The organism is Amycolatopsis sp. NPDC104775 (genome assembly GCF_055583325.1).
Genome location: NZ_JBVJOE010000002.1, coordinates 556,658 through 570,126, shown reverse-complemented (window position 1 = coordinate 570,126; position 13,469 = coordinate 556,658). Strand labels below are relative to the sequence as shown.

Annotated in this window: 16 protein-coding genes; 2 read left to right on the top strand and 14 right to left on the bottom strand. The window is 68.4% G+C overall.

All coding sequences use genetic code 11. The annotated features are described in order from the left end of the window. Positions 1–27 precede the first annotated feature (27 nt). Entirely contained in the window at positions 28–621 is a 594-nt protein-coding gene (locus tag ACZ63D_RS11460; RefSeq protein ID WP_465354193.1) for a TetR/AcrR family transcriptional regulator, read from the top strand. 46 nt (positions 622–667) lie between these two features. Here the strand turns inward: ACZ63D_RS11460 and murA are convergent, their stop codons facing one another. Further along, positions 668–1,942, bottom strand: coding sequence for a UDP-N-acetylglucosamine 1-carboxyvinyltransferase (gene murA / locus ACZ63D_RS11455; RefSeq protein WP_465354192.1), 1,275 nt, complete (start codon positions 1,940–1,942; stop codon positions 668–670). A gap of 61 nt (positions 1,943–2,003) precedes the next feature. Here murA and ACZ63D_RS11450 point away from each other — a divergent pair, with 61 nt between their 5' ends. Next, on the top strand, positions 2,004–2,570 hold the full coding sequence (locus ACZ63D_RS11450; protein WP_465354191.1) for a cob(I)yrinic acid a,c-diamide adenosyltransferase: 567 nt from the start codon (positions 2,004–2,006) through the stop codon (positions 2,568–2,570). Between the two features lie 27 nt (positions 2,571–2,597). Here the strand turns inward: ACZ63D_RS11450 and ACZ63D_RS11445 are convergent, their stop codons facing one another. From ACZ63D_RS11445 to ACZ63D_RS11385, 13 genes are all read right to left on the bottom strand, one after another. Then, positions 2,598–2,768: a hypothetical protein gene (locus ACZ63D_RS11445; protein WP_465354190.1), complete on the bottom strand. Its 171-nt coding sequence runs from the start codon at positions 2,766–2,768 to the stop codon at positions 2,598–2,600. Positions 2,769–2,853: 85 nt separating this feature from the next. Beyond that, on the bottom strand, positions 2,854–3,288 hold the full coding sequence (locus ACZ63D_RS11440) for a DUF2550 domain-containing protein (RefSeq protein WP_465354189.1): 435 nt from the start codon (positions 3,286–3,288) through the stop codon (positions 2,854–2,856). Positions 3,289–3,315: 27 nt separating this feature from the next. Next, positions 3,316–3,681 carry a F0F1 ATP synthase subunit epsilon gene (locus ACZ63D_RS11435; protein ID WP_465354188.1) on the bottom strand — a complete coding sequence of 122 codons (366 nt, stop codon included), beginning with the start codon at positions 3,679–3,681 and terminating at the stop codon, positions 3,316–3,318. 114 nt (positions 3,682–3,795) lie between these two features. Then, entirely contained in the window at positions 3,796–5,223 is a 1,428-nt protein-coding gene (atpD, locus tag ACZ63D_RS11430) for a F0F1 ATP synthase subunit beta (RefSeq protein ID WP_409185455.1), read from the bottom strand. After that, on the bottom strand, positions 5,223–6,161 hold the full coding sequence (locus ACZ63D_RS11425) for a F0F1 ATP synthase subunit gamma (RefSeq protein ID WP_465354187.1): 939 nt from the start codon (positions 6,159–6,161) through the stop codon (positions 5,223–5,225). Before ACZ63D_RS11425 ends, atpD begins: the two co-directional genes overlap by 1 nt. Positions 6,162–6,172: 11 nt before the next feature. Continuing rightward, a complete protein-coding gene (gene atpA, locus ACZ63D_RS11420; RefSeq protein ID WP_465354186.1) occupies positions 6,173–7,810 on the bottom strand; it encodes a F0F1 ATP synthase subunit alpha in 1,638 nt (545 codons plus the stop codon). 54 nt (positions 7,811–7,864) lie between these two features. After that, positions 7,865–8,689, bottom strand: coding sequence for a F0F1 ATP synthase subunit delta (locus tag ACZ63D_RS11415; RefSeq protein WP_465354185.1), 825 nt, complete (start codon positions 8,687–8,689; stop codon positions 7,865–7,867). A 6-nt stretch (positions 8,690–8,695) separates the two neighbouring features. Further along, on the bottom strand, positions 8,696–9,250 hold the full coding sequence (locus tag ACZ63D_RS11410) for a F0F1 ATP synthase subunit B (protein WP_465354184.1): 555 nt from the start codon (positions 9,248–9,250) through the stop codon (positions 8,696–8,698). A gap of 28 nt (positions 9,251–9,278) precedes the next feature. Continuing rightward, positions 9,279–9,533 carry an ATP synthase subunit c family protein gene (locus ACZ63D_RS11405; protein WP_009082593.1) on the bottom strand — a complete coding sequence of 85 codons (255 nt, stop codon included), beginning with the start codon at positions 9,531–9,533 and terminating at the stop codon, positions 9,279–9,281. Between the two features lie 58 nt (positions 9,534–9,591). Continuing rightward, a complete protein-coding gene (gene atpB / locus ACZ63D_RS11400; protein WP_465354183.1) occupies positions 9,592–10,377 on the bottom strand; it encodes a F0F1 ATP synthase subunit A in 786 nt (261 codons plus the stop codon). Positions 10,378–10,763: 386 nt separating this feature from the next. Beyond that, positions 10,764–11,243: a hypothetical protein gene (locus tag ACZ63D_RS11395; RefSeq protein WP_465354182.1), complete on the bottom strand. Its 480-nt coding sequence runs from the start codon at positions 11,241–11,243 to the stop codon at positions 10,764–10,766. Positions 11,244–11,294: 51 nt separating this feature from the next. Continuing rightward, positions 11,295–12,452, bottom strand: coding sequence for a glycosyltransferase family 4 protein (locus ACZ63D_RS11390; RefSeq protein ID WP_465354181.1), 1,158 nt, complete (start codon positions 12,450–12,452; stop codon positions 11,295–11,297). A gap of 91 nt (positions 12,453–12,543) precedes the next feature. Continuing rightward, positions 12,544–13,194: an L-threonylcarbamoyladenylate synthase gene (locus tag ACZ63D_RS11385; protein WP_465354180.1), complete on the bottom strand. Its 651-nt coding sequence runs from the start codon at positions 13,192–13,194 to the stop codon at positions 12,544–12,546. Between the last annotated feature and the right edge of the window lie 275 nt (positions 13,195–13,469).

Genomic DNA, 13,469 nt, shown 5'->3' with positions numbered 1-13,469 from the left:
TCTCGTCCACACGCTATGCTGAGCGGCATGACGACTCGCCGGACGCCGACCGGGGCTGCCGTGCTGCAGCCCGACGTCACCTACGCCATCACCGAGGCCGTGATCGACGAACTGGCCGATCACGGCTTCGGCAGGCTGTCGATGGAAGCGGTCGCGAAACGCGCGGGCGTCGGGAAAAGCGCGCTATACCGGCGCTGGCCGTCGAAAGACGAAATGATCGGCGCGGTCATCGCGGAATTCAGCGTGGCGCGCGCGGTGGACCCGGACACCGGCAGCCTGCGCGGCGACATCCGGGCGACGCTGCAGGCGCTCTACGAATGGATCACGCATCCGCGATTTTCGCGGATTTTCCCCGGGCTGATCGCGGAAGCCCGCCGGAACCCGGCGATGGCCGAATTCGCCCGCCACACGATCGGCGGGCCGCGCCGGGCGATCAACCGGGCAGTGTTCACCAGGGCGATCGAGCGCGGGGAGATCCCGGCGGACACCGATATCGAGATGGCCCTGGACATGGGCGCGGGGATCATCTACTGGCGATTGATCGTGCGCGGAGTCCCCGTGGAGGAAGGATATTTGGATCAGGTGACGGATTTGGTGGTACGCGCGTTGAAAAGCTCGTGAGTGGTTGGTCCGGTGCGCACTGGAACAACCACTCACGAGCCCTAGCTCAAGCCCGCTCCGGTTCCCCCGTCACCCGCTCGATCCGCGCACCCAGCCGGTTCAGGTTCTCCACGAAATGCGGGTACCCGCGGTCGATGTGGAACACGTCCCACACCTCAGTCACGCCGTCCGCGCACAGCCCGGCCAGCACCAGCCCGGCACCGGCGCGGATGTCCGACGCCCACACCGGCGCGCTCGACAGCTTCTCCACACCCCGCACCACCGCGTGATGCCCGTCCGTACGAGCGTCGCCGGACAGCCGGATCATCTCTTCGATGAACCGGAACCGCGCCTCGTACACGTTTTCCGTGATCATCGACGTGCCCTCGGACACCGCCGACAGCGCGACCGCGAACGGCTGCAAGTCGGTGGCGAAACCGGGGTACGGCAACGTCACCCAGTCCACCGCCTTCGGCCGTTCCGGCTGGACGACGCGGAAACCCTTGTCGTCGTAGGTGGTCACCTCGGCTCCGGCCAGGCGGAGCTTGTCCAGGACCAGGTCGAGGTGGTGCGGGTTCACGCCGCGCACGGTCAGGTCGCCGCGGGTCATCGCGGCGGCGAACGCCCAGGTCGCTCCTACGATGCGGTCGCCGATCACGCGGTGCTCGGTCGGGTGCAGCTGGTCTACGCCGTGGACGGTGAGCGTCGAGGTGCCCGCGCCCTCGATCTTCGCGCCCATTTCGGTCAGCATCGTGCAGATGTCGGCGATTTCCGGCTCGCGGGCGGCGTTGTCGATCACCGTCGTGCCCTCGGCCAGCACGGCCGCCATCAAAATATTCTCGGTCGCGCCGACGCTCGGGAAGTCCAGCCAGATCTGGGTGCCCACCAGCGTGTCGGCCTTCGCGACGACGCAGCCGTGCTCGATGGTGCTCGTCGCGCCGAGCTTGCGCAGGCCGTTCTGGTGCATGTCCAGCGGCCGCTGGCCGATCGCGTCACCGCCGGGCAGCGCCACGACCGCCTGCTTCAACCGGCCGACCAGCGGGCCCAGCACGCACACCGACGCGCGCAGCTTGCCCATCGCCGCCGAATCCGCGCGGTGCGACAGCTCGGCGGGCGTGGTGATGCGCGCCGTGTCGCCCTCGATCTCCACCTCGCAGCCGACGCTGCGCAGGACGTCGCCCATCAGCGGGACGTCCAGGATCTGCGGGCAGTTCGTGATGGTCGTGGTGCCCTCCGCCAGGAGTGCCGCGGCCATCAGTTTCAGCACGCTGTTCTTGGCGCCGACCACGTCGACCTCGCCGACCAGCCGGGCTCCGCCATGCACGTCGAAGTGCTCGCTCATGGCCGCCAATCATGCCCTCTCGCCCAGTTTTGCCCGAACCCGGGCCGGTAGAGTCGGGCGCATGGTGGTTCGTATCAACCGGGTCTACACGAAGGTCGGCGACAACGGCACGACCGCGCTCGGCGACGGCTCCCGGGTGCCCAAGACTTCCGCCCGGCTGGCCGCCTACGCCGACACCGACGAGGCCAATTCCGTGCTCGGCCTGGCGATCGCGCTCGGCGGGCTCTCCGACGAGATCGCCGGCGTGCTGCGCCGGATCCAGAACGACCTGTTCGACGTCGGCGCGGACCTGTGCCTGCCGATCCAGGAGGATCCGCCGTACGAGCCGCTGCGCATCACCGAGGCGTACCTGGAACGGCTCGAAGGCTGGTGCGACGAGTTCAACGAACGCCTGCCGAAGCTGACGTCGTTCATCCTCCCGGGCGGCACCCCGGGCGCGGCGTTTCTGCATCAGGCGCGCACGGTCTCCCGCCGCGCGGAACGCTCCGCGTGGGCGTTGCTGGAGGCCGAACCGGAGACCTCGAACCCGATCGCGGCCAAGTACCTGAACCGGCTCTCAGACCTGCTGTTCATCCTCGCCCGGCTGGCGAACCCGGAGGGCGACGTGCTCTGGCAGCCGGGCGGCTGAGCACGGGCAGGGGCTCTGGTACCGGGTCTACCGGGCCCAGCTGGCTTCCTGCGCGGCCCAGTACCGCTCGTAATCGACGTTCCAGGTCGAATCCTGCCCCGGCTCGACAGCCTGAGCGGCAGTGAGGTCCTCGAGCCGCACCGGCTCCGGCAAGGTCTGCCACCGGCGGGCGCGGTCTTCCCGTTCCTGTGCGTCCATTTCCCCACGGTAGCGCCGGTCAACCCGGCGCACGAGAAACAAAAAGCCCGTCACCGCGTTCGCGCGGTGACGGGCTGGAAAAACCTCACGAAGCCCGCGGCAGCCTTCGCCCCGGCGGAGCCGATTCGAGCCACGACAGGAACCCGGTCAGCGCACCCGGTCCCATCGCGATCTCGATCGCTTCCTGGTCCGAGGATTCGCAGCGCAGCACCGTCGAGCCCTCCGGCACCGCGTACGCCTCGGAGCCGGACGGGTCCCGCCGGTCCGCGATCTGCATGCTTTCCCGCTGGAACACGCGATCCGGGCCGGTGCGCAGGCTCCATACGCGGTACCAAACGAACTTCTCGCCCTCGTACCGGCCGAGGCCGAGGTGCCAGCTAGACCGGGGACTATCCGGACGCCACCGCAGCGCCACGCTGACGCCGCCGCCGCGGCGCATCCGGATCCATCGCTGGCCGTACCAGCCGATCACGACGGCGAGCACGATCAGGAGCACTAGCACCACGACAGCGATCTGCACGGCCCGGCTCCTGCCCGTCTAGTCCGCTCAGACCGACTGTCCAGCCGCGCGGAGCTGGGCCGTGGCCCTCGTCCGCTCGGCGTCGTCGCCGGTGCTGAGGGCCGCCTTCGCGGCGGCCACGTCGATTTCGTCGGACAGCTCGGCGCTCTCCGCGAGCACGCTCACCCCGGTCGCGGTCACGGACAGGAACCCGCCGTGCACCGCGGCGGTGAGCACGTCGCCGTCCGTCGTGTTCACCTTCACCACGCCACCCTCGACGAGCTGGCCCAGCACCGGCTCGTGTCCGGGCATGATGCCGATCTCGCCCTCGGTGGTCTGCGCCACCACGAAGGTGGCGGTACCCGACCAGAGCCGGCGCTCGACGGCAACCAGCTCCACGGACATCTCAGCCACGTAGCACTCCTTCGCTCGGGGTGTCACCACCGAGTGTAATAGGTCTTGCTTCGGTTACGAGAACGGCGGGGGCCGATGTCCATTGTGGACAGTGCCCCCGCCGGTCTCACGCACTCACTTGCCGGTGATCTCGTGGTACTTCTTCTCGAGGTCCTCGAGCCCGCCAATGCCCAGGAACGCCTGCTCCGGGTAGTGGTCGAAGTCGCCCTTGGTGATGCGGTCGAACGACTCGATGGTCTCGGCCAGCGGCACCGTGGAGCCCGGGATCTGCGTGAAGGCCTCGGCCACCAGCATGTTCTGGGACAGGAACCGCTCGATCCGGCGCGCCCGCTGCACGGTCAGCTTGTCCTCTTCGGAAAGCTCGTCCATGCCGAGGATCGCGATGATGTCCTGCAGCTCCTTGTACTTCTGCAGGATCCGGATGACCTCGGAGGCGACGCGGTAGTGGTCCTCGCCGACGATCGCCGGGTCGAGGATCGTCGAGGTCGACGCCAGCGGGTCCACCGCCGGGAAGATGCCCTTCTGGAACACCGACCGGGAAAGCTCGGTGGTGGCGTCCAGGTGGGCGAACGTCGTCGCCGGCGCCGGGTCGGTGTAGTCGTCCGCGGGCACGTAGATCGCCTGCATCGAGGTGATCGACCGGCCCCGGGTCGAGGTGATCCGCTCCTGCAGCTGGCCCATCTCGTCCGCCAGCGTCGGCTGGTAGCCCACGGCCGAAGGCATGCGGCCCAGCAGGGTCGACACCTCGGAACCGGCCTGGGTGAACCGGAAGATGTTGTCGATGAACAGCAGCACGTCCTGGTTCTGGACGTCGCGGAAGTACTCCGCCATGGTCAGCGCGGACAGCGCGACGCGCATACGCGTGCCCGGCGGCTCGTCCATCTGGCCGAACACGAGGGCGGTGTCGTTGATGACGCCGTCCTCGGACATCTCCAGGAAGAGGTCGTTGCCCTCACGGGTGCGCTCGCCGACGCCGGCGAACACCGACGTACCGCCGAAGTTCCGGGCCACACGGGTGATCATTTCCTTGATCAGCACCGTCTTGCCCACGCCCGCGCCGCCGAACAGGCCGATCTTGCCGCCCTGCACGTACGGGGTCAGCAGGTCGACGACCTTGAGGCCGGTCTCCAGCATCTCCGTCTTGCCCTCGAGCTGGTCGAAGGCGGGCGGGTTGCGGTGGATGCCCCAGCGCTCGAGGTCGTCGCCGTAGCCGGGCTCGTCCAGGCACTCGCCGAGCGCGTTGTAGACGTGGCCCTTGACCTTGTCGCCCACCGGGACCGTGATCGGGCCGCCGGTGTCGGTGACCTCCGCGCCGCGGACGAGGCCGTCCTGCGGCTGCAGCGAAATCGTGCGCACGAGGTTGTCGCCCAGGTGCGCGGCCACCTCGAGGGTGACCGTCTTGCGCAGCTGCTCGAACTCGATCTCGACCTTGAGCGCGTTGAACTGCTCGGGAACGGAACCGCGCGGGAACTCGACGTCGACGACCGGCCCGGTCACCGAGACGATGCGCCCCTTGGCGCGCGGGGCTTCAGTACTGGTCATCAGTCATCACTTCCTGCTGCGGTGAGCGCGTTCGCGCCACCGACGATTTCGGAGATCTCCTGGGTGATCTGCGCCTGCCGGGCCTGGTTCGCCTCCCGCGTCAGCGTGTTCACCAGTTCGTTCGCGTTGTCCGACGCGGCCTTCATCGCCGTCCGGCGGGCGGCCAGCTCGGACGCCGCGGATTCGAGCAGCGCCGCGTACAGCCGGGTGTTGATGTACTTCGGCAGCAGCGCGGACAGCAGCTTGTCGGCACTCGGCTCGAACTCGTAGCTCGGCAGCAGACCCGCCGGCTTCTCGTCCTCGCCCTCGGAGTACTCGACCTCGAGCGGCGCGACGCGCTTGGCGACCGGGCGCTGCGTCAGCATCGACACGAACTCGGTGTAGACGACGTGGATCTCGTCCACGCCCGTGATGCCGTCCGCGTTGCCGGAAGCGTCGTCCGCCCCGGCGTTGAAGGACTTCACCAGCGTTTCGGCGGCGGTGACCGCGTCCGGGTAGGCCGGCTGGTCGGAGAAGCCCGTCCAGCTGCCCGCCACCGGGCGGTTGCGGAACCGGTAGTAGTTCAGGCCCTTGCTGCCGGTGGTGTAGACGTCGACGTCCTTGCCCTCGCTCTTGAGGAGGGCAAGCAGCTCTTCGGTCGCCTTCAGCACGTTGGAGTTGTAACCGCCGCACTGGCCCTTGTCACTGGTGACGACCAGGACGGCGGCGCGCTTCGGGTTCGGGCGCTCGACCAGGAGCGGGTGGTCGAGATTGGCCGCCGCGCCGGCCAGCGCCGAGAGCACCTTGGTGATCTCGTCCGCGTACGGCCGGGAAGCGGCGACCTTCGCGCGCGCCTTGGTGATGCGCGCGGTGGCGATGAGTTCCATCGCCTTGGTGATCTTGCCGATCGACTTCGTCGCCTTGATGCGCGAGCGAAGCTCCCGGAGTTGTGCGGCCATGGGCTACCAGCTCACTTCTTCGGGGCGGGCTTGTTGACCTTGACGGTCTCCTGCCCGACCTTCTCGGCGGCCATCGCGTCGGCGTTCGACTCGAGCGGCTTGCCCTCGGAGGTGGTGAACTCCTTCTTGAACTCGTTCACCGCCGCGATCAGCGCGTCGCGGGTGTCGTCCTCGAACTTGCCGGTGTCGCGGATCGCACCCAGCACCTCGGCGTGCTTGCGCCGCGCCGAGTCGAGGAACTCCTGGTTGAAGCGGCGCACGTCCTCGGTCGGGACCGAGTCGAAGTAGCCGTTCGTGCCCAGGTACACCGTGGCGACCTGCTCCTCGACCGGAACCGGGGAGTACTGCGGCTGCTTGAGCACCTCGTACAGCCGGGCGCCGCGCTCCAGCTGCGCCTTCGACGCGTCGTCCAGGTCCGAGGCGAAGGCGGCGAACGCCTCCAGCTCGCGGTACTGGGACAGGTCGATGCGGAGCGAACCCGCGACGTTCTTCATCGCCTTGACCTGCGCGGCGCCACCCACGCGGGAGACCGAGATACCCACGTCGATGGCCGGGCGCTGACCGGCGTTGAAGAGGTCCGACTGGAAGAAGCACTGGCCGTCGGTGATCGAGATGACGTTCGTCGGGATGTAGGCCGACACGTCGTTCGCCTTGGTCTCGATGATCGGCAGACCGGTCAGCGAGCCCGCGCCCAGCTCGTCCGAGAGCTTCGCGCAGCGCTCGAGGAGACGGGAGTGCAAGTAGAAGACGTCGCCGGGGAACGCCTCGCGGCCCGGCGGGCGGCGCAGCAGCAGCGAGATCGCGCGGTAGGCGTCGGCCTGCTTGGTCAGGTCGTCGAACACGATCAGGACGTGCTTGCCCTCGTACATCCAGTGCTGGCCGATGGCCGAGCCGGTGTAGGGGGCGATCCACTTGAAGCCGGCCGAGTCCGAAGCCGGGGCCGCGACGATGGTGGTGTACTCCATCGCGCCCGCGTCCTCGAGCGCCGACTTCACCGAGGCGATCGTGGAGCCCTTCTGGCCGACCGCGACGTAGATGCAGCGAACCTGCTTCTTCGGGTCGCCGGTCTCCCAGTTGGCCTTCTGGTTGATGATCGTGTCCACCGCGACCGCGGTCTTGCCGGTCTTGCGGTCGCCGATGATCAGCTGGCGCTGGCCGCGGCCGATCGGGGTCATCGCGTCGATCGCGGTGATGCCCGTCTGCAGCGGCTCGGACACCGGCTGGCGCTCGACCACCGAGGCGGCCTTGAGCTCCAGCGCGCGGCGGCCGGTGGTCTCGATCTCGCCGAGGCCGTCGATGGCCTGGCCGAGCGGGTTGACGACCCGGCCGAGGTAGCCGTCGCCGACCGGCACCGAGAGGACCTGGCCGGTCCGCTTGACCTGCTGGCCTTCTTCGATGCTCTCGAAGTCGCCGAGGATCGCCGCGCCGATGGAGCGCGCGTCCAGGTTCAGCGCCACGCCAAGGACGCCGCCCGGGAACTCGAGCAGCTCGTTGGCCATGGCCGAGGGCAGCCCTTCGACGTGGGCGATGCCGTCACCGGCGTCGGCGACGACGCCGACCTCTTCCCGCTCCACCGAAGGGGCGTAACTCGAGACGTAATTCTCGATCGCGTGGGCGATCTCGTCCGAGGAGATCGTCAGCTCCGCCATTTCGTTCCCGCTCTCGCTTCTGTTCTGTCCAGTGTGCAAAGTCTGTTGTGCCGCTCAGGCCCGGCTCAGCGTGCGGCGCACCGCCGCCAGCTGCCCGGAGGTGCTGCCGTCGATGACCTCGTCCCCGACGCGGACGACGAGTCCGCCGCCGAGTGCCGGGTCGATCTCGACGTGCAGCGCGATCGGCCGCCCGTAGATGCCGTCGAGCTTGGTCCCGAGAAGGGCCCGCTGCTCGTCGGTGAGCGCGTTCGCCGAGGTCACGTACGCGACCGAGCGCTCGCGCCGCTCGGCGGCCAGCGCGACCAGCTTGTCGAGCGCGTTGCCGATGCCGCGCCCCTTGGAGCGCTGCACGGCCTGCTCGACCAGGGTCTCGACGACCGCGTCGACCTTGTCCGCGAACAGCCCGCGAACCAGGGTCCGCTTCGCTTCCGCGGGAGCGGTCAAGTCGGACAGCGCCGCCTCGAGTTCCGGGGCGCCCGCGACGATCCGCGCGACCTGGAACAGCTGAGACTCGACGGTTTCGACGTTCCCGGCCTTTTCGGCGGCGGTCAGCAGCGCCGAACGGCCGATCGACTCGAGCCCGTCCACCAGCTCGCGGGGACTGGACCAGCGGCTGCCCGCCACGGTGTCGAGCACCTTGAGGGCCTGCTCGCTCAGCTTTCCGTCGAACAGGCGGCGGACCAGGCCCTGGCGGCTCTCCGGAGCGACCGAAGAATCGCCGACCGCGCGGCGCAGGCCGATTTCGCGGTCAAGGAGGTCGACGACCGAGAGCAGCTCGTCCCCGACCTTCGCGGGGTCGGCGCCCGCTCCGGCCAGCACCTCGCCGAGCGACCGCTCGGCGAGGTCGAGCGCTTCACGGCTCGCAGCATGCAGCGTCATGACGGTCTACTTCCCCGCTCCGTTGGTGGCCCCGGCGGTGTCCAGCTCCGCGAGGAACCGGTCGACGGTGCCGCGACGGCGCGCCTCGTCCTCGAGCGACTCGCCGACGATGCGGCCGGCCAGCTCCACCGCGTTGCGGCCCATCTCGGCCCGCAGCTCGGCGACGATCTGCGCCTTCTGCGCCTGCAGCTGGGCGTGGCCCTGCGCCACGATCCGCTGGGATTCGGCCTCGGCCTGCTCCCGCAGCTCCGCCTTGATCTGCTCGGCTTCGAGCCGGGCGTCGTCGCGGATCTTCGCGGCCTCGGAACGGGCGTCCGCCAGCTGCGCCTTGTACTCCGACAGCGCCTTCTCGGCCTCTGCCTGAGCCTTCTCGGCCTTCTCGATGCCGCCTTCGATCTTCTGCGCCCGCTCCTCGTACGCCTTCTCGAAACGAGGGACGACGTACTTCTTGAGGATGAACAGCAGGATCAGGAAGGCGACGATGCCGAGGATCAGTTCCGACCAATCCGGAACGATCGGGTTGTGTGCTTCTGCTGCGAGCACAGCTTGGGTCTTCAGCACAACGTCTCCTTACGCGAGAGCGGACGACTCAGGCGGAGGCGATGAAGTAGATGACGATGCCGATCAGGGCCAGCACCTCGGTGAGCACGAAGGTGGCGTAACCGATGCCCTGGAGCTTGCTCTGGGCCTCCGGCTGACGCGCGGTGCCGTTGATCACCGCGGCGAAGATCAGGCCCACACCGATGCCGGGGCCGATCGCGCCCAGGCCGTAGCCGATCGCGGCGAGGCCCTTGTTGAGGTTGATGGTCTCGGCGGCGGCCTGGGCCAGAACGATGTTGCTCACGTGCGTTTCCCTTCACTTCGGTCCGCGCACTCACGCGGATCGGGGTCTTTAGGTGTTCTCAGTGCTCCGACGCCAGCGCGGCGCCGATGTACCCCGCGGACAGCAGGGCGAAGATGTACGCCTGGAGGCACTGGATGAACGCCTCCAGGAACGTCAGGCCGATGGCGAAGATCCACGCCACCAGCGACACCGGCTTCAGCGCGATGCTCGAGGTCTCGGTCAGCAGGAAGGTGCCGCCGAGGGTGAAGACCGCCAGGATCAGGTGTCCCGCGAACATGGCGGCGAAAACACGGATGGCGAGCGTGAGCGGGTTGAGGAAGAACTTCTCCGCGAACTCGATCAGCGCGTACAGCGGAAGCACCGCACCGGGCACACCGGCCGGGGCGAGCTCCTTCTTGAAGTACCCGCCGAGGCCGTGCCTCTTGATCCCGACGTAGTGGTAGACCGGGTAGACCACGAGCACCGACAACGCGACCGGGAACCCGAACCGCGCCATGGTGGGGAACTGCAGGAACGGGATGACCCCGTACAGGTTGTTCAGCAGGATGAAGGTGAACAACGCGAAGATGACCGGCACGAAGCGCTTGAAGTCTTTCGAGCCGATCTGCTCGCGGGCGATGTTGTTGCGCGCGAAGTCGTAGATGCCCTCGGCCACGAACTGGCCTTTGCTCGGCACGATCTTCAGCTTGCGCGTCGCCAGCAGGAAGTACCCCGCGATGATGATCACCGAGAGCACCACCAGGAGCATCGGCTTCGTGACGAAGCCGAACAACGGCGGCAGCTCAAAGCTTTCGGCGCCAGGGGGCGCGAAGGTCGCACCCTCGGTCAGTACCAGCGCGGCCACTGGGCTCCTCCCGGTTCTCCCGGCCGGCGTTCACTCCGCCGGGGGAATCGTCACGATCTGGACTTAACGTACCCGATACGCATCGGGACGCCGGAGGCGGCGGTACCCACCCTGCGCGGAACCCACATCACCGGTCCGTGCACGAGGGATGTCTCGCGTGAACACTGCCCTGCGGTCTACTTCGGACCAGCCGTTGAGAGAGGCGGAACCATCCGGTCGCCACACTGCTGATCGCGGTTCGTCGTCGGGAGTGCGCGGCCGAGGCCGCCACCCATGACGCGGACCATACCAGCAGGTCAATCACTGCCGTACAGGCGTACTCCTTACCAGCCGAATGGTCCAGGACCTAGGTCCCGGATCGAGCCGGGACCCCTGTCCCGAACCCGTCAATTCGAGGCGGGAATGATGGTCGGAATACGCGCTTTGCGGAATGCCGCGAACTCCACCGCGGCGGCCACGAGAATGGCGACGATCATCGTGATGCCGAGCGAAAGCGGGTGCAGAACGGTGACGCCCTTGAGCAGAGTGAGCGCGAGGAACAGCAGAATGACCTTCGCCGCGTACCCGCCGAGAGCGATGAGCATCACCAGCGAGGGGTCCTGTCCGGCGGATACCTTCATCATGCCCAGCGTCGACAGCGAGGCGACCATCGCGAGCACGCCGCCGACCAGGGCGCCAAGGAAGCCGTGGAGTCCGTTGAGGACGGTGAAAAGCACAATGCAGACCAGGATGAACGGCGGCGTGAACAGCAGCGAGGCGCGCGTCATCGAGCGCGCGAGCTGGCGCACCGGAGCGGCGTGCGGGTTCTCCGGAGCTTTGGCCTGAGCCGTTGCCTGGGACGTCTCGGGCGTCTCGGTGTCGCTCACTGCATTCGCTCCTCGTTCGGTTCGACCCGCCAGTATAGACCGCTCGTGGTTTCAGACGCCGTGGCGGTGCCTCGAACGCAGCCTCGGCACCAGTGAAACCAGCACCGCGACGACCAATGCGGCGCCAATCGCCCAGAACACGACCGGGCTGTCGAAAATCGTGATCGATACCGCGCCGAAAGACAGAATTCCGGCCCACAAATAGATCAGCAACACCGCGCGGCGTTGCGAATGGCCGATTTCCAGCAGCCGGTGGTGCAGATGCATTTTGTCCGCGGCGAACGGGCTCTGCCCGCGGCGCGTGCGCCGCACGACGGCCATCACGAGGTCGAGCACCGGGACGAAAAGCACGGCCACGACGACCACCAGCGGGGACAGCAGGGCCAGCGCGTCCGAGGCGGAGAACCGGGTGTAGTTGACCCGGCCGCTGGCCGAGGTGGTGGCCCCGGCGAGCATCAACCCGATCATCATCGATCCGGAGTCGCCCATGAAAATTTTGGCCGGCTGGAAGTTGTACGGAAGGAAACCAAGACAGGCCCCGGCGAGCGCGGCGGCGATGAGCGCGGGCGGGTACGAGCCGAAGTCGCCGCCCGCGCTGTCGAGCAGCCCGAGCGAGAACACGCAGGTGGCCGTCGCGGCGATGAAGCCGAGCCCGCCGGCCAGCCCGTCGAGACCGTCGACGAAGTTCATCGCGTTGACCATCACCACGACCATGACGACGGTCAGCAGCGCGCCCTGGTTCTTGTCCAGCACCAGCACCGAGCCGATGGAATCGCCGTTGCCGCCCCACGGCACCCAGAACGACACCCACTGCACGCCGAAGATGACGAGGATCCCGGCGCACATGACCTGTCCGGCGAGCTTCGTCCAGGCGTCGAGCTCGAACCGGTCGTCCAGCACGCCGATGAGCGAGATGACGCCCGCCGCGAGCAGCACGCCGACCGCGTCGTAGGAGACGTCGAACCCGTGGCTGAGCGCGGGAAGCTGGTGCGCCAGCCCCATCGCCGCGGCGATCCCGAGGTAGATGCCGACGCCGCCCATCCGCGGGATCGGCTTGACGTGCACGTCGCGCGCGCGGGGGTTCGCGATCGCGCCGATCCGGATGGCCACTCGCCGCACGACGCCGGTCAGCAGATAGGTCACCGCGGTCGCGGTCAGCGCGACGAGCAGGTACTCCCGGATCGGGAGAAGTCCTTGGACTACAGGCATGACCGCGTCACGCCCGCCGGGAGGTCGGAGTCACCGCGCCACGCTACCGCGCCCGCGTGCGGTACCGGTGAACGGCAGTCACTTCCCCTGCTCAGTCCAGCGTCTCCTCGGCGACGCCGATCACCTCGGCGATGGCGGCCTTGGTGACCGCGCCCTCGCGCAGCACGATCGGCTTGTCGCCGGTCAGGTCCACGATGGACGACGCCACCGATTCGCCGCTCGACCCGCCGTCGAGATACACCGACACCGCGTCGCCGAGCTGCTCCTGGGCGTCCTCGGCAGTCGTGGCGGGCAGCCGGCCGGAGACGTTCGCGCTCGACACCGCCATCGGGCCGACGTCGCGGAGCAGCTCCAGAGCGACCGGGTGCAGCGGCATCCGCAGCATGACCGTGCCGCGCGAATTGCCCAGATTCCACTGCAGACTCGGCGCGTGCGGCAGCACGATCGACAGATCGCCCGGCCAGAACGCCTCGATGAGCGCCCGCGCCTGCGGCGGAACGCCGAGCACCAGACCGTCCACAGTGGACCAAGATCCGACGAGAACGCCGACCGGCATGTCCGGGCCGCGGTTCTTCGCCCGCAGCAACGCCTGGACGGCGCCGGAGTCGAACGCGTCGGCTCCGATGCCATACACCGTGTCCGTCGGCATGACGACCAGCCGGCTCGACCGCACCGCGGCAGCCGCCGCGGACAGGCCTTCGGCTCGGGACTCGCGCTTGCCGCAGTCGTAGACCGCACTCATGCCGGAAAGCCTATCCTCCCGGGGCGGCGATGGTCCGCGGAGCGCCTCGGGGCGGGGATTCTCGCGCCGCCGGGGGTCCGCGCTGTGCCGACGGGGGTTCTCTCGGAAGCCGTCCGGGGGCGCCGTCGCGCCGACGGGTGGGCCGTGGTGGGTCGCCGCTCTCCGCTCCGCAGAGGAGCGCCGGTTGGGCTCTGCCGGGCGGCGTGGCTTTCTGCTCCCGCGAAGGTCCGTGAGGGCCACCCTGGGGGAATCTAATTCCCTCAGGGTGGCCCTCA